Annotated in this window: 16 protein-coding genes; 12 read left to right on the forward strand and 4 right to left on the reverse strand. The window is 64.1% G+C overall.

What is annotated here, in order from left to right; genetic code table 11:
* Positions 1 to 103 precede the first annotated feature (103 nt).
* Positions 104 to 3,367 (reverse strand): fused isobutyryl-CoA mutase/GTPase IcmF, encoded by a 3,264-nt coding sequence (gene icmF, locus L0962_RS00220; protein WP_234081799.1) that lies wholly within the window; start codon positions 3,365 to 3,367, stop codon positions 104 to 106.
* Between the two features lie 142 nt (positions 3,368 to 3,509).
* On the opposite strand from icmF, the gene L0962_RS00225 reads away from it, so the two are divergent.
* Positions 3,510 to 4,577: an AraC family transcriptional regulator gene (locus tag L0962_RS00225; protein ID WP_234081803.1), complete on the forward strand. Its 1,068-nt coding sequence runs from the start codon at positions 3,510 to 3,512 to the stop codon at positions 4,575 to 4,577.
* Between the two features lie 12 nt (positions 4,578 to 4,589).
* Here the strand turns inward: L0962_RS00225 and L0962_RS00230 are convergent, their stop codons facing one another.
* The gene (locus tag L0962_RS00230; RefSeq protein ID WP_234081806.1) at positions 4,590 to 6,023 is read right to left on the reverse strand and encodes a hypothetical protein; all 1,434 of its coding nucleotides are present in this window, start codon (positions 6,021 to 6,023) and stop codon (positions 4,590 to 4,592) included.
* A 2-nt stretch (positions 6,024 to 6,025) separates the two neighbouring features.
* Positions 6,026 to 7,303, reverse strand: coding sequence for a prohibitin family protein (locus tag L0962_RS00235; protein WP_234081821.1), 1,278 nt, complete (start codon positions 7,301 to 7,303; stop codon positions 6,026 to 6,028).
* 355 nt (positions 7,304 to 7,658) lie between these two features.
* Here L0962_RS00235 and L0962_RS00240 point away from each other — a divergent pair, with 355 nt between their 5' ends.
* The 6 genes from L0962_RS00240 to L0962_RS00265 all read left to right on the forward strand — a co-directional run bounded on the left by L0962_RS00240 (position 7,659) and on the right by L0962_RS00265 (position 14,183).
* The gene (locus L0962_RS00240) at positions 7,659 to 8,168 is read left to right on the forward strand and encodes a hypothetical protein (RefSeq protein ID WP_234081824.1); all 510 of its coding nucleotides are present in this window, start codon (positions 7,659 to 7,661) and stop codon (positions 8,166 to 8,168) included.
* A complete protein-coding gene (locus L0962_RS00245) occupies positions 8,161 to 8,835 on the forward strand; it encodes a PspA/IM30 family protein (RefSeq protein WP_234081828.1) in 675 nt (224 codons plus the stop codon). Before L0962_RS00240 ends, L0962_RS00245 begins: the two co-directional genes overlap by 8 nt.
* Before the next feature lie 10 nt (positions 8,836 to 8,845).
* The gene (locus L0962_RS00250) at positions 8,846 to 9,481 is read left to right on the forward strand and encodes a YqiJ family protein (RefSeq protein WP_234081843.1); all 636 of its coding nucleotides are present in this window, start codon (positions 8,846 to 8,848) and stop codon (positions 9,479 to 9,481) included.
* A 26-nt stretch (positions 9,482 to 9,507) separates the two neighbouring features.
* Complete coding sequence (locus tag L0962_RS00255) at positions 9,508 to 11,163, forward strand: flotillin family protein (RefSeq protein WP_234081846.1); 1,656 nt, start codon at positions 9,508 to 9,510, stop codon at positions 11,161 to 11,163.
* 186 nt (positions 11,164 to 11,349) lie between these two features.
* Positions 11,350 to 12,051, forward strand: a complete 702-nt coding sequence (locus tag L0962_RS00260; RefSeq protein WP_234081848.1) for a response regulator — start codon at positions 11,350 to 11,352, stop codon at positions 12,049 to 12,051.
* 47 nt (positions 12,052 to 12,098) lie between these two features.
* Entirely contained in the window at positions 12,099 to 14,183 is a 2,085-nt protein-coding gene (locus tag L0962_RS00265; protein ID WP_234081851.1) for a sensor histidine kinase KdpD, read from the forward strand.
* Positions 14,184 to 14,192: 9 nt separating this feature from the next.
* Here the strand turns inward: L0962_RS00265 and gpmI are convergent, their stop codons facing one another.
* Complete coding sequence (gene gpmI, locus L0962_RS00270) at positions 14,193 to 15,836, reverse strand: 2,3-bisphosphoglycerate-independent phosphoglycerate mutase (protein ID WP_234081855.1); 1,644 nt, start codon at positions 15,834 to 15,836, stop codon at positions 14,193 to 14,195.
* Between the two features lie 328 nt (positions 15,837 to 16,164).
* On the opposite strand from gpmI, the gene L0962_RS00275 reads away from it, so the two are divergent.
* The 5 genes from L0962_RS00275 to L0962_RS00295 are packed head-to-tail and all read left to right on the forward strand — an operon-like array spanning position 16,165 to position 22,552.
* Positions 16,165 to 16,530: a response regulator gene (locus L0962_RS00275; protein WP_234081871.1), complete on the forward strand. Its 366-nt coding sequence runs from the start codon at positions 16,165 to 16,167 to the stop codon at positions 16,528 to 16,530.
* A 15-nt stretch (positions 16,531 to 16,545) separates the two neighbouring features.
* Complete coding sequence (locus L0962_RS18210) at positions 16,546 to 17,823, forward strand: methyl-accepting chemotaxis protein (RefSeq protein ID WP_301332230.1); 1,278 nt, start codon at positions 16,546 to 16,548, stop codon at positions 17,821 to 17,823.
* Positions 17,824 to 17,833: 10 nt separating this feature from the next.
* Entirely contained in the window at positions 17,834 to 18,133 is a 300-nt protein-coding gene (locus L0962_RS00285; protein WP_234081873.1) for a lipid asymmetry maintenance protein MlaB, read from the forward strand.
* Between the two features lie 2 nt (positions 18,134 to 18,135).
* Positions 18,136 to 20,325, forward strand: coding sequence for a chemotaxis protein CheA (locus L0962_RS00290; protein ID WP_234081876.1), 2,190 nt, complete (start codon positions 18,136 to 18,138; stop codon positions 20,323 to 20,325).
* Positions 20,326 to 20,356: 31 nt separating this feature from the next.
* Complete coding sequence (locus L0962_RS00295) at positions 20,357 to 22,552, forward strand: methyl-accepting chemotaxis protein (protein ID WP_234081879.1); 2,196 nt, start codon at positions 20,357 to 20,359, stop codon at positions 22,550 to 22,552.
* Positions 22,553 to 22,559 lie beyond the last annotated feature (7 nt).

Below are 22,559 nucleotides of genomic sequence, written 5' to 3' on the forward strand. Positions count from 1 at the left end.
ACTATCACGAAAGTCATAGTCACACCGGTCAATTTCCTGTTTCCGGACAAAAAAACGGCGGGGTCATGGCCCCGCCTTTATCTGCCTCCACCCGTCTGGGTTCTTACATGCTGCGCCGGTACTGGCCGCCAACGTCGTAAAGCGCCGAGCTGATCTGGCCGAGCGAACAGTGGCGAACCGCTTCGACCAGTACCGCGAAGACATTGCCATCCTCGATCACGGCCTGCTTCAGTTTGTCGAGCATGATTGGCGCGGTCGACGCGTTCCTGGCGTGAAAATCGCGCAGGCGGGCGATCTGCGACTGCTTTTCCTCGTCGGTCGAACGGGCCAGCTCGATTTCCTGCTGCGCCATGCCCTTCGGGTTGAGGAAGGTATTGACGCCGATGATCGGGTAGGAGCCGTCGTGCTTCTTGTGCTCGTAGTACATCGACTCTTCCTGGATCTTGCCGCGCTGGTAGCCGGTTTCCATGGCGCCGAGCACGCCGCCGCGCGAGGCGATGGCTTCGAATTCCTTCAACACGGCCTCCTCGACCAGGTCGGTCAGCTCGTCGATGACGAAGGCGCCCTGGTTCGGGTTTTCGTTCTTCGACACGCCCCATTCGCGGTTGATGATCAGCTGGATGGCCATGGCGCGGCGCACCGACTCTTCCGTCGGCGTCGTGATCGCCTCGTCGTAGGCATTGGTGTGCAGCGAGTTGCAGTTGTCGTAGATGGCGATCAGCGCCTGCAGCGTCGTGCGGATATCGTTGAAGTCCATTTCCTGCGCGTGCAGCGAACGGCCGGAAGTCTGAATATGGTATTTCAGCTTCTGGCTGCGTTCGTTGGCGCCGTACTTGTTCTTCATCGCCACCGCCCAGATGCGACGGGCGACGCGGCCGATCACCGAATATTCCGGGTCCATGCCGTTGGAGAAGAAGAAGCTCAGGTTGGGCGCGAAATCATCGATGTGCATGCCGCGCGCCAGGTAGCTTTCAACGTAGGTGAAGCCGTTCGAGAGCGTGAAGGCCAGCTGGCTGATCGGGTTGGCGCCGGCTTCGGCGATGTGATAGCCGGAGATCGACACCGAGTAGAAGTTCTGCACCTGGTTATGGACGAAGAATTCCTGGATGTCGCCCATCATCTTCAGCGCGAATTCGGTCGAGAAGATGCAGGTGTTCTGGCCCTGGTCTTCCTTGAGGATGTCGGCCTGGACGGTGCCGCGCACGGTCTTGAGCACCCATTCGCGGATCTTCTCGGCTTCGTCCTCGGTCGGCTGACGGCCATTCTCTTTTTCAAACTTGGCCAGCTGCTGGTCGATGGCAGTGTTGAAGAAGCAGGCCAGGATGATCGGTGCCGGGCCGTTGATCGTCATCGACACCGAGGTCGTCGGGCAGACCAGGTCGAAGCCGTCGTAGAGCACCTTCATGTCGTCGAGGGTGGCGATCGACACACCGGAGTTGCCGATCTTGCCGTAGATGTCCGGACGCTCGTCGGGGTCGCAGCCGTACAGCGTCACCGAGTCGAAGGCGGTCGACAGCCGGTGCGCCGGCATGCCTTCGGAGACCTTCTTGAAGCGGCGGTTGGTGCGGAAGGCGTCGCCTTCGCCGGCGAACATCCGGGTCGGGTCCTCGCCCTCGCGCTTGAAGGCGAAGACGCCGGCGGTATAGGGGAAGGAACCGGGGACGTTCTCCTTCATCAGGAAGCGCAGGATCTCGCCGTCGTCGGTGTACTTGGGCAGGATGACCTTGCGGATCTTAGTGCCGGACAGCGATTCGGAGGTCAGCTTGGTGCGGATTTCCTTGTCGCGGATCTTGACCACGTATTCGTCGCCGCTATAGGCCTCAACGGTCTGCGGCCACATGTCGAGCAGCTTCTTCGCCTTGCCGTCCTGCTGGCTGTCCTTGAGCGCCTGCAGTTCGGAGAATTCGACGGTCGACTTGTCGCAGGCGGCAAAAATGCCCTGGGCGATGCGCAGCGACTGGCGCTCGCGGGCGATCGTCACCTGCTCGTCGACATGCTTGTGGTAGCCGCGCACCGCGTCGGCGATCTCGGCCAGATAACGGACGCGGGCGGTCGGCACGATGGCGCGGCTGGCCGACGACTGGCGGACGCTGACCAAAGGCAGCGCACCCGGCTTCAGCTGCAGGCCCTTGTCGGTCAGCGCCGGAACCAGCGCCTGGTAGAGCGCGGTGACGCCATCGTCGTTGAAGCGCGCGGCCATGGTGCCGAACACCGGCATTTCCTCGGTCGGCGTCGTGAAGGCTTCGCGGTTGCGCTGGTACTGCTTGCGCACGTCGCGCAGCGCATCCTCGGCGCCCTTGCGGTCGAACTTGTTGATCGCCACGAAGTCGGCGAAGTCGAGCATGTCGATCTTCTCGAGTTGCGAGGCAGCGCCGAACTCCGGCGTCATCACGTACAGCGACAGATCGACGAAGGGCACGATGGCGGCGTTGCCCTGACCGATGCCGGAAGTTTCGACGACGACCAGGTCGAAGCCGGCCAGCTTGCAGGCGGCGATGACCTCGGGCAGCGCCACGGAAATTTCGCTACCGGTATCGCGGGTGGCCAGCGAGCGCATGAAGATGGCCGGATGCTCGATGGCGTTCATGCGGATGCGGTCGCCGAGCAATGCGCCGCCAGTGCGCTTGCGCGACGGGTCGATGGAGACGATGCCGATGTTCACGCTGTCGCCCTGGTCGAGGCGGAAGCGGCGGACCAGTTCGTCGGTCAGCGAGGACTTGCCGGCGCCGCCGGTGCCGGTGATGCCGAGCACCGGCGTGCTCAGTTCGGCGGCGGCCTTGAGCAGCGGCTCCTTGAGTTGCGGCGCCGAGCCGTTTTCGAGCAGCGTGATGACCCGCGCCAGCAGGCGGCGGTCACCGGCGCGCAGGCCGGCCAGCACCTGCTCGGCGCCCGGCACGCCCTGCTCGGCGACATCGTAGTCGGATTGTTCGACGACTTCGTTGATCATCCCCTGCAGACCCATCTGCACGCCGTCTTCCGGCGCGTAGATGCGGGTCACGCCGTAGGCGTGCAGTTCCTTGATCTCGGCCGGCACGATGACGCCGCCACCGCCGCCGAAGACCTTGATGTGCTCGCCGCCGTTGGCCTTGAGCAGGTCGATCATGTACTTGAAGAACTCGACGTGACCGCCCTGGTAGCTGGTGATGCAGATGCCCTGCGCGTCTTCCTGCAGCGCGGCATTGACGATCTCCTGCACCGAGCGGTTGTGGCCGAGGTGGATGACTTCGGAACCGGTCGACTGCAGGATGCGGCGCATGATGTTGATCGATGCGTCATGGCCGTCGAAGAGCGAGGCGGCAGTGACGAAACGGACCTTGTTCTTCGGCTTGTAGGGAACGAGTTTCTTGGCGACGGAAAGATCGGTCATGACATCGGCCTCGCTGGAAATGACGGGAAGGCGCTCATGGTAGGCCGCTTTCGCCACCCGGCCATTGTCGTGACTGACGACAATCGTGCAAATTCCGCCAAGGTGCTAAGCTATCACGGTCGACACCCCGGAAAGCCCAAAAATGCTGCAACGCAACAACCTGAAAGCGACACAGCGCACGCAAGCCACTGTTGCAATGGGTTTTGTCACCGGCATGCTGGCCGGCGTCGCCCGCCGGAAAATCGATGTACACCCGCTGCTCGCTGCCAACGGCATCGATATTGCAGACACCGCCAGCCGGATTCCGGTGGCCAGCTATGCCGCCCTGTACAACCTGCTCAACCGCGAACTCGACGACGAGGGTTTCGCGCTGTTTGCCCAGCCGATGCGCGTCGGCAGTTTCGAGTTCCTCTGCCGCGGCTGCCTCAGCGCACCGACGCTGGCCGAGGCGCTGCAACGGGCCAGCCGCTTCCTGCGCCTGGTCCTGCCCGACTTGGCGGTGAGCGTCCGCCGCAGCCGCGGCAACGCCGAACTGGCGATCGCCGAAACCCGGCGCCTCGCCGAGCAGCCCGACGACCCCGGCCGGGTGTTCGCCTTCGAATGGCTGCTGCGCCTGCTGCACGGCCTCGCCTGCTGGCTGGCCGGGCGCGGCCTGGCCCTCGACAGCGTCATCTTTCCCTACCGCAAGCCGGCGCATTTCGCCGACTACGCGCTGATCTTCACCGAGGATTCGCGTTTCGCACCGACCGTGCCCGGCGGCACCGGCACGCTGGTCGCCGCCTTCAACGCCAACCTGCTCGACCTGCCGGTGCGCCGCGACGAGGCCGCGCTGAGCACCTTCCTCGACGGCGCGCCGGGCAAGATCACCACGCTCTACCGGCGCGACCGCGAGATGGTCACCCGCGTCCGCGACCTGTTGCGGGCGGCATTACCGCATCCGCTGACGCTGGAAGATGTTGCCGGGAAGCTGCATCTCTCTGCCCGCACACTGCACCGGCGCCTTGAAGACGAGGGCTCCAGTTTCCGCGCGATCAAGGATGCATTGCGTCGGGACATGGCATTGGCCCAGCTGGACAAAACCGGCGACAGCATCGCACGGGTTGCCAACGATCTCGGTTATGCCGATACCTCTGCCTTTTACCGGGCGTTCATCGAGTGGACCGGGCTGTCGCCGGCGGCTTACCGGAAAAAACACGTTCCCCAAGCCTGAATCAGCAACAGCTTACCGGACTGATACGGTCGACGCCTTCCACAGCGGACTTTGCCAGCGGTAGAAGGGCGTCAGGCTGCCCGGTTTGTCGGCCTGCTTGTCGGTGACCAGCGTCTTCAGGCTGACCGTTTCGAAGGTGGTGCGGTAGCGGTCGCCGTTGCGCACTTCGCGCGCCGCCAGCATCTGCTGGCCGCCCGGCACCCAGCCGGCGAATTCGACGTAGCCGAGGTTGGGGTTGTCGAAAGCCGGCGGCACCACATCGACCGTCCAGCCGTCGGCGCCCTTGCGGAACACCCACATCTCGCGCCAGGTATCGAGCGGCTGCACGGCCAGCGCCAGCGCATCGGCCTGCGGCGCCACGGCGGCCGAGGCCGGCCAGACGATGCCCCAGGTGCAGCGGGTGAGCAGCGGCTTCTTCTCGTCGTGCGTCGCATCGACCAGATGCACGCAGCTTTCACCCGGCTGGCCGGCGGTGACTTTCACACCGAGGCCGGCGGCGACCTTGGTCGGCGCCTGCGGTATCCCCGGCTCGGCGGCCCAGCGCGAAGCGCCGACACGGATGGCGGCGTCGCTATACACGGCAGCGTCGGTTTCCATCAGCTCGCTCTGGTTGATCGCCGCCAGTTCGTCGATGGCGCGGGCGGCGGCATCGCGGGCGGCGTTAGCGCCCACTTCGGGACGGCGGGCGCGCTGGTAGGCGAGGCTGGACCAGACGCCGGCCTTGCGCAGGTGCAGGCGGTTCTTCAGCACTTCCGGCAACTTGCCCAGCGCCACGCGCTCCAGCACTTCGGCACGCCAGTTGTCGTAGACGAAGCGTTCCGGCGGCGTCAGTGTCGGCGGCACGCATTCGTGGCGGGTCAGCGACAGCGCCGCCAGCGCCTTCTGGATGTCGGTCGACGGCAGCGCGAGGACGCGGCGCTGGGCGTCGCCGTTGCTGCACAACTGCACCTGGCCGTCGCGCTCGTAGCTGACCAGGTTCATGCCATAGGCGGCGGCGACTTCCAGATGCGCCGCCAGCGTTTCGCCGGCCTTGCCGCTACGGCCGGCGGTGGCACGGCGGGCCAGGCGGTCGCTCATGTTGCCGAGCGCGTCGAACACCTCGCCGTCGATGCTGCCGGCCGGCGCAGCGCGCAGGTAGGCGGCGGCATAACTGATGCCCAGCGCCTCCGATCCCGGCGTGTCCTTGAGGAAGCGCACGACCGACAGCAACTCCGGCGCGTCTTCGGCCTTCAGCGACTGCACGCGCACCTGGCTGGCCTTGATGTAGCCGGCGCGTTCGCGGCGGTGGTCATAAACTTGCAGGAAATCGCCTTTCTCGCCGCGGATTTCCAGGCTGTCGCCCTGCCAGAGCACGGCCTGCTGGGCGGCTGAATCCTTCGGCGCGGCGCGCAGTGCCGACTGGTCCTGGGTGACGATGGCGATGACGGTGAGAGCGATGGCGAGCATGATTATTGACCTTCCTGCGGAGCTTGTTCGTAACCCATGTCCTGCGGCTGCGCAGCCGGCTTGCCGAGCAGGGTGTTGCCGATGAAGCTGCCATCGGCCGGCGGCGGCGCGATGATCACGGAAATCTTGTCGGACAGCTTGTCGGCCATGGTCTTCTGGATGAGCAGCGGGTTCTTCTGGATGAGGGCGCCGTCACGCGCCAGTTGTTCGCTGGCGATCTTGCCCAGACGCTCCTGGCGGTAGGCTTCGGCGTCGGCCAGCTTGCGCCGCGATTCGGCTTCGCCCTGCGCCTCGATCTGGCGGGCCTGCGAATTGGCTTCGGCAGCCTTGATGCGGGAAATTTTCTCGGCCTCGGCTTCCAGGCCGCGCTGCTCGATCTGCTTCTGCTTGAACGGCAGGATGTGCTTCATCGCCTCGGCCTGCGCCTTGGCGGCGATGATCTGCTCCTGACCGGCAGCTTCGGCGGCCCTTTCACGGCGCACCTTGTCGGCTTCTGCTTCCAGGTCGGTCTGCTTGACCTGCTTTTCCTTCAGCTCCAGCGTATAGCGCATCTTCTCGCTGGCCAGTTCCTCGGCGAGCAAGCGATCCATGCCGCTGCGGTACTCGGCCGGCAGTTCAACCTTGCCGATCATCACCGCCTGCAGCTTGATGCCATCCTTGCCGAGCATTTCGCTCAGCTCGCCCTCGACGGTTTCCTTGATCTCCTGACGCTTGGTCGAGAAGATTTCGCGCACCGTGTAGCGCGCCAGTGTCTTGTAGAGCACGCCCTGCGCCGCCGGCTCGACCACCTGGCCGGCGATGTCGTCCGGCAGGTTGCGGGCGACGGCCGCCAGGCGGGCCGGATCGAGCGCATAACGGATGGTGACATCGACACCGATGGACAGGCCTTCCACCGTCTGGAACGGCGCTTCGCCCTCGGCGCTGGCGCCTTCGCTCGGACGATAGATCTGGTCGCGCAGCGAGAAGCGACGCATTTCATGCAGGCCGGGAATGACCAGCACGGCGCCCTCGCGCACCTCGGTGGCGTCGCCGGTCAGCTGGTTGATACGCACGCCGGCTTCGCCGCGCGTCACGCTCTGCATCGGCGGATTCTTGGTCAGCGCATAGCCGCCGATGGCGGCGATGGACAGCGCGATGATGCCGACGCGGGCCCGATAGACGCCGCGGCCCAGTTGCCCGGCGGCTTGTGCGCCGTGACCGGCCAGATTGCCGGCGGAACTGCCGGCCTTGCCCACCGAACTGCGCAGTTTGCCGAGCATTTCCAGAAAACGTTCTTTCATGATGTTCCTCCTCAAGAGCGATCTTCACGCCGGGGAAGACTCCCCTTTGCCGGCAGCGTGAAGATCGTTGTCGCTACCGGCCTTGCATGGAACGCATCTTCCGGCGACATGACAGGAGGAAGCCATGCCGCCGCGGGGCGACTTCGGTATGACAAGGGAAGCCATGCCGACGGCGTGTGAGGAAATGTTCACGAGCGACGACGGCGGGAAATGAAAATCCTGCGGTCGACCTTCTGTTTTTCCTGAAATTGACTTCGGTTTGCCCACGGCATTAGTCCGTTGACATAACAAAACAACCCGCCTAGCATTTGTACGCAATCGCATACGATTGCTTACAGCATTCAGGAGGACAGCCATGGCACAGATGCAGAGCCTGTCGATCCGTATTCCGGACGAAGATTTCCAGTGGCTGCTGGCGCAGCCGGACAGCAGCGCCCGCACCCCCAGCGAAAAGCTGCGCGCCCTGCTGCAACGGGCGCGTGAAGAGCAGGCCGGACAACAGGACCCGGAGCTGTGCGCGCAATGGATGCGGCAACTGGTGCAGGCTTTCGGCGACGACATGGCCAGCATCGAGCGCAAGCGGCAGCAGCATTCCGATCTGCTCGCCGCCGTCATCGAGCATGTGCCCGGCATCATGGCCCTGCTCGTCGCCGGGCGACCGGCGCAGGACGACAACGCGGCAGCCAGTTGCGAAGCCCTCATCGCCCTGCGCTGTTTCCGTTTCATCAGCGCCCTGCTCAAGGGCGGCATCACCTCGACCCCGGCCACCTATGGCGACGGGGTCTATGAAAAGCACCTGCCGGACATCATCGAACTGGCACAGATCATTTCAACCAGAAAAGGGAAGGAAACGAACCATGGCTGAAACCGTTGCTTCGCGCGTTGCGCGCATCATCGTCGGCGGCACCCACGCGCTACTCGACAAGGCCGAAAACCTCGCCCCGGAAGCGGTGATGACCCAGGCCATCCGGGAAATCGATCAGGTCGCCGACGAAGTCCGTGCCGACCTCGGCAAATGCGAGGCGGCCAAGCACCTGGTCCTGTCCCGCGTCGCCCGCCTCAACGCCGAGCACGAGACGCTGGCCGAGCAGGTCGATTTCGCCCTCGGCGAAAACCGCGACGATCTGGCCGGCGCGGCCATCGCCCGCCAGGCCGACATCGAGGACCTGCTGCCGGTACTGCAAAAATCGCTCGACGAACAGAACGAACAGGCGCGCGAGTACGAAAGCTACCTGGTCGCCCTGCAAGCCAAAAAGCGCGAACTGGCGCAGACCCTGCTCGACTTTCAGCGCACGCAGGAAAACAGCACCGCCAATCCTGGCAGCAGCCCGTCGGGCAGCCGGCAAAGCCGCATCGACGAGGCGGAAGCCAGCTTCGCCCGGGTCATTGCCCGGCAGACCGGCGCCGGCGGCCTGGTCGGCGACAGCGCCGGGGAAACCGCCAAGCTGCGCGAACTGGCGGAGATGCAGCGCAACAACCGCATCGCCGAACGCCTGGCCGCATTGAAGGCTAACCGCAGCCAAAACAACTGAGGCGACGACGGTGGAACTCTTTCTCGCCCCGGAATCCTGGCCCTTCGCCGTCGCCGTGGTGATCATGCTGGCCATCGCCGTCATCGAGGGCGCCGGACTCGTTGCCGGCGTCAGCTTCTCGGCCTGGCTGGACCATCACCTGCCCGAATTGCCGGTGCACGTCGATGGCATTTCGGAAAGCTGGCTGGGCTGGTTGCACGTCGGCAGGGTACCCCTGCTCGTGCTGCTGACCCTGTTCCTGACTGCTTTCGCCGTCATCGGCCTGGCCTGCAACGGCATCGTTCATCGTTTTCTCGGCTTCTACCCGACGCCACTGCTCAGCGCGCCGCTGGCCTTCCTCGGCGCCTTGCCTGTGGTGCGCCTGAGCGCGCTGGCCATCGCCCGCATCGTGCCCGGCGATGAAACCAGCGCGGTGCCGCTGTCCAGCCTGATCGGGCGCATTGCCGTGGTGGTCAACGGCACCGCCCGCGCCGGCTATCCGGCGCAGGCACGTACCCGCAACGAAGCCGGGCAGACCTTTTACGTACATGTCGAACCGGACAGTGCCGGCAGCGAGTTCGCCGCCGGCGACGCCGTCCTCCTCGTCAGCCAGATCTCCGGCGCCCGTTTTCACGCCATTCCCAATCCGCGTCCCGACTTGCTCTAACCATCCTCAGGGAGAACCACAACATCATGGAACAACTGTTCGACATCGGCCTGCTGGCCGGCATTGCGCTGATCGGCCTGTTTGTCATCGGCCTGATCTTTTCCCGCCTGTACCGGCGCTCGTCGAAGGAACTGGCCTTCGTGCGCACCGGCCTCGGCGGCCAGAAGGTGGTGATGGACGGCGGCGCCATCGTGCTGCCGGTCTTCCATGAATGCGTGAACATCAACATGAACACGCTCAAGCTGGAGGTGTCGCGCGCCGGCGCCGACAGCCTGATCACCCTCGACCGCCTGCGCGTCGATGCCGTCGCCGCCTTCTTCGTGCGCGTCATTCCCAGCGTCGAGGGCGTCGCCAACGCGGCGCAGACCCTCGGCCAGCGCACCATGCACCCGGATTCGCTGAAGGAACTGGTCGAAGACAAGTTCGTCGATGCCCTGCGCGCGGCGGCAGTGTCGATGAGCATGCACCAGTTGCTCGACAAGCGCGCCGACTTCATCCAGGCGGTGCAGAACGCCGTCTCGGAAGACCTGCTGAAGAACGGCCTGGAACTGGAGTCGGTCAGCCTGACCCGCCTCGACCAGACGCCGATCAGCTTCTTCAACGCGCAGAACGCCTTCGATGCCGAAGGCCTGACCAAGCTGACGCAGCAGACGCAACAGCGCGCCAGGGAGCGTAATGAAATCGAGCAGGACACCGCCGTGGCCATCGCCCAGAAGAATTTCGAGGCGACCCAGCTCAAGCTGACCATCGAGAAGGACCAGACCTTCGCCACCCTGCAGCAGCAGCAGGAAGTGGCCACCCGCCAGGCGCAGCAGACCGCCGAGGTGGCGAGCATCACCGCCCAGCGCGAACGCGAGGCGCAGCAGGCCAAGATCGACGCCGAACGGCAGGTGCAGGAAGCCGAGGTGGAAAAGAACCGCGCCATCCGCCAGCGCCAGATCGAGGCCGACCGCGAGGTGCAGGTAGCCAAGATCGACCAGGAAAAGCGCACCACCCTGGCTGACCAGGACAAGCTGATCTCCATCGCCGAGAAATCCAAGGCGCAGTCCGAGGCCGAGAAGCAGGCCAACGAGGCCCGCGCCCTCGCCGCCCGTGCCGAGGAACAGGTGAAGACCGCACGCGAAGTGGCCGTTGCCGAGCGCGAGAAGCAGATCGCCCTAGTCGAGGCCGAACGCGAGGCACAGCAGCAGGCCATCGGCGTCCGTGTTTCGGCCGAGGCAGAAAAGGATGCCGCCGAAAACCAGGCGCAAGCCATCAAGATCAAGGCCGAAGCGCAGCAGGTGCAATACCAGGTGGACGCCAGCGGGATCGAATTGCGCAACGCCGCCCTGAACACCCTCGCTGCCGAGCAGATCGCCATGCAGATCAAGATGAAGCTGCTCGACGTGCTGCCCGGCATCATCGAAGCCTCGGTCAAGCCGATGGAGAAGATCGACGGCATCAAGATCGTCCAGGTCGACGGCCTCAACCGCGGCGGCAGCGGCGCTGCCGGCGGCACGGGCGCGGCGGTCGGCGGCAACCTCGCCGAACAGGCGGTGGCTGCGGCGCTCACCTACCGCGCCCAGCAGCCCATCCTCGACGCCGTCCTCGGCGAAATCGGCATGAAGGGCGGCGACCTCAACAGCCTGGTCGAGGTCGTCCGCCAGGAAATGGCCCCGCAGTCGGATCCCCCTGCCATTTGACTCCAGTTGCCGACGCCCTGCGGTCGACGGAAAAATCTGACATTTTTCCCGTCGACCGCAAGATTTCCCGCGACCAGCGGAAATTGCCGCATCGCCTCTCGGCTGCGTGAGTAAACACTCACGCCCGGCGTCATGCAGTCCACCGCAAAACCGGCGATACTGCGCGCCTCAGCCAGGGAGCATGCCATGATCAAGGTCGCCGTCATCGAGGACGACATCCCCACCAGCACACAGTTGAAGGACTGGATACTCGCCGCCCGCCCGGATGTGGTGGTCGAGCAGTGGTTCAACCGCGACGACGCGGAGGCGGCCATCGCCCGCGAGGATTACGCGCTGGTGACGCTGGATATCGAACTCGGGCGCGAACGCCATGCCGGAGTGGCGGTCATCAACGCCATCAACAAGACCGGGCGCGGCACGCCGGTGCTGGTCGTCTCGGCCATGCCGGCGGCGATCTACCGCAGCATCATGAAGGCGCTGGACGCCTGGGATTACCTGCAAAAGACCACTTTCGAGGAAGCCGATTTCATCGAGACCTTCCTGGAAATCCTGCGCGCCTCGCGCGACCGCGCGGCCCCCGTGGCGGAGACGACAGCGCCGGACGAGCTGGCTCTCGACCCGCTGCGCCAGAGCACGCCGCTGTGGCGCGGCCAGCGCGTGAACCTGCCGCTCACCGCCCAGCGCATCCTGGCCACGCTGTACCAGCGGCGCGGCGAGGTGGTGTCCTACGACGAACTGTTTGCGGTGGTGAAGAGCGGCCGCAACCGCGACAACATCCGCAAGCACATCAGCACCATCCGCGAGGCTTTCCGCGAGTTGGACGAGCGCTTCGACCGCATCGAGAACGTGCCGATGCGCGGCTTCCGCTGGTCGGAAGGAAGTCGATAACGGATGGCCTTTTTCCTCACTCGCGCCTGCGCTCGCGTTGCCCAGCCATGAATCGCCCGCTCGCCTGGCTGGCATCCTTCCGGCTGCGCATCCTGCTGCGCACCTCCTTCCTCTTCCTCGCCGTGGTCGTGCTGATGATGACGGTCACCGTCCTGCAAGAGGAAAAACAGCGCAGCAACGACAATTACCGTAGTGGTCTGCTCAAAACCAAGGAACAGATCGTCGCCCGGCTGCTTCATCCGGCAGGCCAGCTGGCCTTGCTCAATCCGCGCTGGGACGCCGCCTCGGCGGCGGAGGGCCGACCGTTGCTGCTGCCCTTCTCGGCAATCGATTTCGACGACCAGAACAAGGCCAGAAACGCCATCGAAATGGCCAACTGCCTGACCCAGTTTCCCGATCATGGCAGCCTGTGCATTGCCATCGGCAACAATCCCTGGGCGGGCGGTTATCTCTATATCGCCGGCACTTTCGCCAGTGGCCCGCTGAGTGCTCATCGGATTGGCGACGAGTTTCTCGATGGCGCGCACCGCCTGCGCGTCGAAGTCAGTCTGGGAGAGCTGCGCTGGCATTGGATCGCCCCGTTCGAAACGCTCGTTGGCAACGCGACCGGCGCCGGCGAAGGCATCCGGGGCCGGTTTACCGGCTATCGCGAACTGACCGGCCGCGATTACACCGGCGCCCGCCCGCTGCGCGAATTCCGTGGCTGGATCTGGCAAAACGGCCAATGCCTGGAAAAGGCTGCGGTCGACAGCGAAAATTGTCGGAAAAAGTCGTTCTTTTCGCTGCGCCTGCCAGTCGAAACGCTGCGCACGGCGATCCTGGGCAGCCGCCAGCCGGTCTGGCCGCCACGCGATCTCGATCAATACAAGGTCCGCATCGAACTTCTGCCGCCCGGCGACGGCGCTGCAATCTTTTCGAATGCGCATCCGGGCAGCCAGCCTTCGTTTGCGCTCGACGCGCTTGCCGGGCTACTCGCGGCCGGCGAAACGCTGAGCATCCAGCGCATCGATAACGGCCAGGAAACACCGGTCGCCCAGTTGCTCGGTCGCGCTGACGACGAAGCCCCCTCGTCGCCGCTGCTTGCCCGACTGATCCGCCATCTGCCGGTCGACTCGCTGGATACCCCGCTGGTCGAACTGACGGATGAAATCGCCACGCCACTCGGCAACTACCGCCTGCAACTCAACGGCGACGCGCGCAGCGTAAACCAGCGCCTGGCCGCAGTCGCCACCCGACTGTCGTGGTTCATCGGGGCGATGCTCGGAGCCATCGCAGTCGCCTGGCTGGTCATCGAAACCGGCCTGATCCGGCGGATTGCCCGATTGACCCGCCGGACCCGCGGCCTGTCGCAGTCGGTACACACCGACGGCGGACTGGAACGCTACGAACTGGCCGACCTGCGCGGCCGTGACGAACTCGGCCTGCTGGCCGGCGGTCTCGACGAACTATTGCACCGGGTACGCGAAGATGCCGACCGCGAGCACATCCGGGCTGCGCAGGAGAAGGACATGTGGCACGCGGTCGGTCACGAAATCGTCTCGCCGCTGCAGAGCCTGCTCGCCCTGCACGGTAACGCCGACGACCCGAGCCATCGTTACATCAGCCGGATGCAGCAAGCAATCCGCGTGCTTTATGGCAGTGCCAGCCCGAGCGAAGCGTTTGCCGGCAGCCAGTTGGACAGTGCTGCGGTCGACCTGGCGATTTTTCTGAAAACCGTCGCCGAACATGCCGGAATTGCCGATGTACGGTGCGTCGGCATCGACGCGCCGCTTTTCGTGCGCGCCGATGAATTTGCACTGGAAGACGTTTTTTCCCACCTGTTGCGCAATGCCGAACGTTACCGTCCGGCCGATACGCCAATCACCTTGAGCCTCTCCGCCGATGAGCGTCTGGCCCATGTCGCCGTGGCCAATCGCGGGCCGCGCATTGCCGACGACAGGCTCGAACAAATCTTCGAATACGGCGTTTCGGACCAGCCGGAATCCGCGGCGGAGGGCAACCGCGGCCAGGGCTTGTTCGTCGCCCGGACCTACATGGCCAAAATGAGCGGCACCATCGTCGCCCGCAATACCGACGATGGCGTTGTTTTCCTGCTCACGCTGCCCCGTGCCGAATCGCCCTCGGCGCGCTGAGCGGCAAACTCAGCGACGGATTTCCAGCAGACTGTCGTCCCAGGCCGGATGCTTGTCATAGCCGAGCAGGCCGGCAACGGTCGCCGCAATGTTCGACAGGCCGGCGGTTTCGCGCTGCTTCAGCCCTAGCCGGCCGTCGCTCGCGTTGTCGTAGAGGATCAACGGCACCGGATTCAAGGTATGCGCCGTCTTCGCCTTGAACGAGCCGTCGGCGTTCTGCGCCGGCTGCTTGGTCTTTTTGTCGAGTTCGAACATCTCGTCGGCATTGCCGTGGTCGGCGGTGATCAACGCCACCCCGCCCGCCGCGTCGACCGCCTTGAGCAGACGACCGAGCGACAGGTCGACTGCCTCGATGGCGATGCGCGCCGCGTCGAAGTTGCCGGTGTGGCCGACCATGTCGCCGTTGGCGAAGTTGCAGCGCAGCACCCGGTACTGGCCGGACTGGATCGCCGCGATCATCGCATCGGCGATTTCGGCCGCCTTCATCCACGGCCGCTGCTCGAAAGGCACGACGTCGCTCGGCACCTCGGCATAGGTCTCGCCGTCGAATTTGCCGGAACGGTTGCCGTTCCAGAAGTAGGTCACGTGACCGAACTTCTGCGTTTCGGAACAGGCGAACTGCGTGATCCCGGCCTTGCTGAACCATTCGCCGGACGTGTCCTTGATCGCCGGCGGCGCCACCAGGAAGCGCTTCGGCAACTGCAGGTCGCCGTCGTACTGGAGCATGCCGGCGTAGGTCACCTGCGGGTAACGGACGCGGTCGAACTTGTCGAAATCGGCCTCGACGAAGGCGCGGGTGATCTCGATCGCGCGGTCGCCGCGGAAGTTGAAGAAAACCACCGAATCGCCGTCCTCGATCGTGCCGATCGGCTTGCCGGCATCGGCAATGACAAACTCCGGCAGGTCCTGGTCGATGGTCCCGGGATTTTGCTCGCGCAGGCCGTTGACCGCAGCAGTCGCATTCGCAAACTGGCGGCCTTCGCCGAGCACGTGCGTGCGCCAGCCTTTCTCGACCATCGCCCAGTTGGCGTCGTAGCGGTCCATGGTGATGTACTGGCGACCGCCGCCGGAAGCGATGCGGGCGTCGAAGCCGGCGTCGCTGATGCCGGCGAGGAAGGCCTCGAAAGGCACGACGTAGTCGAGGGCGCTGGTTTCCGGCACGTCGCGGCCGTCGAGCAAGGCATGGATGCGCACCGTCCGCACGCCATCAGCCTTGGCCCGCTCGACCATCGCCCTGAGATGGTCGATGTGGCTATGTACGTTGCCGTCCGAGAACAGGCCGATGAAATGCACGACGCCGCGCCCGGCCTTGGCGCCGGCGACGATCTCCCGCCACGCCTGACCGTTCCAGATGGCGCCTTCGGCAATCGCATTGGCGACCAGTGCGGCCCCCTGCGCATAGACCTGGCCGGCGCCGATCGCATTGTGGCCGACCTCGGAATTGCCCATGTCGTCATCGGACGGCATGCCGACCGCGGTCCCGTGGGCACGCAAGCGGATATTCGGGTAGCTGGCAAACAGGCGATCCAGCGTCGGCTTCCTAGCCGCCGCGATGGCGCTGCCGACATCGGTCTTCGGCAATCCGTAACCATCCATCACGATCACCACGACAGGGCCGGCGACACCCGGGAAATCCGTTTTCTTTTGCAGCATGTTCTTTCCTGAGAAAAGGCCGATATCGATCATCGACACCGGGCAACTTCGCGCCCCGGCGGGGGCAAAAAATGCAATTTTAGCGCGTCGACCGCAAGCCGGAGGAACTCGCCGATGGCATCAGCGATCGATGTGCATGAGCAGCGCCGCTGGTCGACAAGAAATTTGCAATCAGTTATGCCATGATGAACAAAAGCCATCCGGCATAACAACGCAGCCCCGACCAAAAACCTGACACTTTTGCCAGTTCAGGCCGCCAATCAACTTTTTTGCAATGTTTGTAATATAGTTTCGGGACTAAATCACAAATCCCCAGCGAACAGCCATCATGAAAACCATCTTCCTGGTCGACGATTCGGCCACCATCCTGCTCAGCATCTCCAATATTCTGGCCAAAGCGGGTTATGCCACCGAAAAGGCAAGCAATGCGGAAGAAGCGCTCCGCAAGTTTCAGGCGGGCGTCAAGGTCGATCTGCTGATCACCGACCTGAACATGCCGGGCATGAACGGCATCGAGTTGATCAAGGAAGTCCGGAAGCTGCCGGCATACAAATTCATTCCCATTCTGTTCCTGACCACCGAATCCCAGCAATCGCGAAAAGTCGAAGCCAAGGCAGCCGGCGCCTCCGGCTGGATCGTCAAGCCAGCCACGGCGGACGACCTGCTGAACACGATCAAGCTGGTCCTGCGCTAATTCCCCGGAGTGCCTATGACCCCTGCCCAGATGTTGCGACGAACGACCCTGGTCACCGCTACGGTCGCCGTAGTGGCCTTCACGGTCGTCTATCTGCTGAACGACTGGTTCCACGACAGCCTGCTGAGGCAGCTCGGTGTGCCGCAACCGCTGGGCGACGCGATTGGAACCGTACTGATCATCTTCCTGGCCTACCTCGGGCAACGTACCGCTTCGCTGGCCTTCTTCAAAGACATCATGTACGGCATGACGACGCAGCAGGCCCTGGTCGCTTCGCAGGTCAGCAACGTTGAAAACATCGGCGAGGAAGTCGCCGGAGAACTCGTTCAGGTCAGGCACTTCAACACGGTCCTGAGCAACCAGCTGCATTCGGTGATTTCGACGACCGAAAAGGCCGCCTACGACATCACCGAACGCCTGCTGGCAATCGATGCCGTGGTCAACCGGCTGGACAGCTTCGTTTCCCGCATCGCCGAGGATGCCACCGCGATCGTCGCCAGTTCGGAGCACGACATCGCCGGCAACCGCGAACTGATCGCCAGGATGGACGACTACATCCGGCGGCGGATCGATGAGGCCAGCCAGGACCAGAGCCGCATCGAACAGGTCGTCAAGCAGGCCCAGGATCTGGGCAGCCTGGTCCAGCTGATCCGCGACATTTCCGCGCAGACCAACCTGCTGGCGCTGAATGCCGCCATCGAGGCGGCACGTGCCGGCGAGGCAGGCCGTGGATTCGCCGTGGTTGCCGACGAGGTGCGCAAACTGTCCGGCGAGACCGACACTGCGGTCAACAAGATCAACGACGGCATCAACCGGGTCGCCAGCTCGATCCGCCAGCAGTTCCAGGACAAACTGGACGTCAGCAACGTCGAGGCCGAGCGCGCTGCACTGGTGGCATTTTCCGATCAGCTGACGCGCCTCGGTCAGGGCTACCAGACGCTGCTCGAACACGACACCCGCGTCATCGCCACCGCTCGCGACTCGAGCGCCGAACTGACCCGGATGTTCATGGATATCCAGGCCAGCATTCAGTTCCAGGACATTACCCGCCAGCAGATCGAGCAGGTGATCGCCGCCCTGAGCAAACTGAACGCGCACGCCGAGCTGCTCGCCGAACGCATCAAGTCCTCGGAACAGGCAGATTTCCGCTTCACGCCGCTGGCCGAGCATCTGGAACAGATGTTCAGCAGCTACGTCATGGACACCCAGCGCAGCGACCACCAGAAGGCCTCCCAGCCCGGCAACCGCACGACGGCAAGCACCGCGCCGCGCAGCAACATCGAACTTTTCTGACGACCGCGACATGGCAGGCCGACTCTCCATCACCGAGAACATGACCATCTATCAGGCGCTGGCCCAGAAGCAGCAACTGATCGATGCCTTAAGCCAATTTCCCGGACTTGAACTCGACCTCTCCCAGGTCGGCGAAATCGACACGGCCGGCCTGCAATTGCTGATCCTGGCCAAACGTGAAGCAAGCCGGCTGGGCAAAGCCCTGCAGATCGTCGCCCACAGTCCGGCGGTTCGCGAAACCATGGATTTCTGCAACCTCGCCAGCCAGTTCGGCGACCCGGTCGTCATCACGGCACACGAGCAGGGCTGATCATGGATGAACTGACCAGCGTCTTCATCCAGGAAGGCAGGGAGCAATTGCAGGCGCTGGAAAGCGGCTTGCTCCAGCTCGAACAGAACCCGGAAGATCACGACAACATCAACGGCATCTTCCGCGCTGCGCATACGATCAAGGGCGCCTCGGGCGTCATCGAGTGCCACTTCATCGAAAGCTTCATGCACAAGGTCGAGAATGTGCTCGACCGGCTGCGCAACGCAGAAATCGGGGTTTCGGCCGAGTTGACCGGCGTATTGCTGCGTGCCTGCGACCATCTCGCGCAGTTGATGGATGTTCTCGAGAGTGGCGCAACGGAACCGGAGCCGTTCGTGCTCGCGGCCGGCGAGCGCCTGATCGGCGAACTGGCAGCCTATCTGCCGACCGCGCCGACCGGCATCGTCGAAGCCGAATCCGAGGTCGAAGCCTCCGGCGGCGGCGTGGTGAACACCGATAGCTGGCACATTTCCGTCCGTTTCGGCCCGCACATGCTGCGCGGCGGCATGGATCCGCTGTCCTTCATCCGTTTCCTGGGCTCGCTCGGCGAGATCGTCGCCATCGAAACGCTGGCCGACGGCATGCCCGATGCCGCAGAGATGGATCCCGAAGCCTGTTACCTCGGCTTCGAAATCCGGCTGCAGACGCGTGCCGGCAAGGCGGATATCGAACGCGTCTTCGATTTCTGCAGCGACGACTGCGATCTGCGCATCCTGCCGCCGAACAGCAAGTTCGCCGAATACGTCAAACTGATTCGCGAACTACCCGAGGACGACATGCGCCTCGGCGAAATCCTGGTCCGCTGCGGCGCCATCACCGAAGCCGAACTGGAAGCAGGACTGAAGCTGCAACATGCGCCCGCCCCGGACGCTTCGCTGCCCAGCCTGGGCGATCCGCCGAAACCGCTGGGAGAAATCCTGGTCGAAAACAAGGTGATCCAGAAGGAAGTCATCGACGCGGCAGTCACCAAGCAGACCCAGGTCAACGAGAAGAAGGCCGTCGAGGCGCGCCTGATCCGCGTTCAGGCCGACAAGCTGGACCAGCTGATCGACCTGGTCGGCGAACTGGTCATCGCCGGCGCCTCGACCAACCTGCTGGCGCAGCGCAGCGGCCAGGGGGAACTGGTCGAATCGACCTCGATCCTGTCGCGGCTGGTCGAGGACATCCGCGACTCGGCGCTGCAACTGCGCATGGTGCAGATCGGCGAAACCTTCAACCGCTTCAACCGTGTAGTCCGCGACGTCTCGCGCGAGCTGGGCAAGGAAATCGATCTGCAGATATCCGGTGGCGAGACCGAACTCGACAAATCGGTCGTCGAAAAAATCGGCGACCCGCTGATGCACCTCGTCCGCAATTCGATCGACCACGGCATCGAAGCCGGCGATCTCCGCGAATCGCGCGGCAAGCCACGCCGCGGCACGGTGGTGCTGAACGCCTTCCACGACTCGGGTAGCATCGTCATCGAAGTCGGCGACGACGGCGGCGGCCTGCCGCGCGACAAGATCCTGCACAAGGCGATCGACAAGGGACTGGTGCCTGCCGGCCAGAATCTCAGCGACCAGGAAATCATCAACCTGATCTGGGAACCCGGCTTCTCGACGGCCGAGCAAGTCACCAATCTTTCGGGGCGCGGCGTCGGCATGGATGTCGTCCGCAAGAACATCCAGAACCTGCGCGGCAACTGCGACGTCAGCAGCGAGGAGGGCAAGGGAACGACCTTCACCATCCGCCTGCCGCTGACCCTGGCGATCATCGACGGATTTCTGGTCAGTGTCGGCAAGTCCTCCTACGTCATTCCGCTCGACATGGTCATCGAATGCATCGAACTGCGCGAAGGGGGCGCCGACCGCGACTACCTGAACCTGCGCGGCGAAGTCCTGCCCTTCGTTCGGCTGCGCGACATGTTCGACATTGCCGGTCGGCGGCCGGCACGGGAAAACGTCGTCGTCGTCCAGTACGCAGGCCAGAAGGCCGGCATCGTCGTCGATCAGTTGATGGGCGAGTTCCAGACCGTGATCAAACCGCTGTCGAGCATTTTCCGGCACCTGCGCGGCATCGGCGGCTCGACCATCCTGGGCAGCGGCGAAGTCGCGCTGATCCTCGACGTTCCCACACTGATCCAGCGCAACATCGCCAGCGGAAACCAGCTACAGCAAGCCCGACGCCTCCAGCTCGGCAACACCAGTTTATGAATCCACGCATCGCCTCAAAGGGGAATCCCACATGCTCAAGAACCTGAAAATCGGCAGCAAGATCGGCGCAGGTTTCGCCATCGCGATCCTGTTCCTGGTCGCCATCTCGGTGATCAGCCTTTCCCGTCTGCAGCAACTCAACGACGGCATCGACACGCTGGTCAATGTCCGTTTCCCGGGAACGGTCCAGGCCAACAGCATCATCGAAAACCTGAACATCGCGGCACGAGCCACCCGCAACATGCTGCTCGATCCCAGCGAGGCAACCGTCAAGGCCGAAACGGAACGGATCACCGGCCCCGACGGCGCGTCGGCCAAAATCACCAAGGCCATGGACTATCTCGACAAGGCGCTCGATGAACCCAAAGCGCGCGAGCTGTTCAGCACGATGGCACAAAGCCGGGTCGAATACCGGACGCACCTGCTGCGCTTCTTCGAGCTGGCCAAGGCCGGCAAACGCGACGAAGCCTCCCAACTGCTGTTCGGCGACATGCGCCGGACGCAGAACACTTACATGGAAGCGATCGCCAAGCTGATCGCGCACGAAACGGAACAGGTCAACGCCCAAGGCAGACAGGCACAAGAAACCGTCGCTGCAGCGCGGACCCAGATCATTGCGCTGGGCATCATCGCCACGCTGCTGGCGACCCTGATCGGCTTCATCGTGACGCGGGCGATCACCCGCCCGGTGTCCGAAGTGGTCGATGCGGCCGGCAAAATGGCGGTCGGTGATTTCAAGTTCTCGCTGCAGTCGGATGCCCGGGACGAAGTCGGCCAGGTGGTCCGCGCCGTGGCCGCCGTCCAGTCCGCCGTTCAGGCGATGATCGTCGACGCCGACACCCTGGCCAAGGCGGCCGTCGACGGCAAATTGTCGACGCGTGCCGATGCCGAACGTCACCAGGGCGATTTCCGCAAGATCGTCGAAGGCGTCAACGCAACGCTCGATGCCGTCATCGGACCGCTCAACGTTGCCGCCAACTACGTCGACCGCATTGCCCAGGGCGACATCCCGTCACGGATCACCGATACCTACAACGGTGATTTCAACGCCATCAAGAACAACCTCAATACCTGCATCGACGCGGTCAACAAGCTGGTCGCCGATGCCAACGCCCTGTCTGCCGCCGCCGTCGCCGGCAAACTCGACACCCGGGCCGACGCCACCCAGCACCAGGGCGATTTCCGCAAGATCGTCGAAGGCGTCAACGCCACCCTCGACGCCGTCGTGTCGCCGATCCAGGACGTGCAGCGCGTCATGGGCGCGATGGAGCAGGGCGACATGACCCAAACCATCACCCAGGCCTACAACGGCGATTTCGACGTCCTCAAGCTGGCGATCAACAACACCATCGCCAAGCTTTCCGACACCGTCGGCCAGATCATCATCGCCGCCGACGCGCTGTCCAATGCGTCGGCCCAGGTCTCCGCCACCGCCCAGTCGCTGAGCCAGGCCTCGTCGGAACAGGCCGCCTCGGTCGAGGAAACCACCGCCAGTCTCGAACAGATGACCGCTTCGGTCAGCCAGAACACCGAGAACGCCAAGGTCACCGACAACATGGCCACCAAGGCCGCCAAGGAAGCCGGCGAAGGCGGCGAGGCGGTCGGCAAGACGGTCGACGCGATGAAGTCCATCGCCGACAAGATCGGCATCATCGACGACATCGCCTACCAGACCAACCTGCTGGCGCTGAATGCCGCCATCGAAGCGGCCCGTGCCGGCGAACACGGCAAGGGCTTCGCCGTCGTCGCCGCCGAGGTCCGCAAGCTGGCCGAGCGCTCCCAGGTGGCCGCCCAGGAAATCGGCGAACTTGCCGACTCCTCGGTCAAGGCCGCCGAACGTGCCGGCCACCTGCTCGAGGAAATGGTCCCGTCGATCCAGAAGACCTCCGACCTGGTCCAGGAAATCGCCTCCGCCTCGGAAGAGCAATCGACCGGCGTGTCGCAGATCAACAATGCCATGGGGCAACTGAACAAGGCCACCCAGCAGAACGCTTCGGCGTCGGAAGAGCTGGCTGCCACGGCCGAGGAACTCGGCGGACAGGCGCATCAACTGCAGCAACTGATGGGCTTTTTCTCGGTCGAAACGACGTCGACCGCAGCAGTCCCGCACTTCGCCCAGGCACCGGCCCGGAACGCACCGGCACGCAGCCAGCCCGCCCCGCGCCCCGCCGCCTATGCACGGTCGACCGCTTCGCTGCTCGACGAATCCGACTTCGAGAAATTCTGACCGACCG

Source organism: Azonexus sp. R2A61, assembly GCF_021401135.1.
Taxonomy (GTDB): Bacteria; Pseudomonadota; Gammaproteobacteria; order Burkholderiales; family Rhodocyclaceae; genus Azonexus.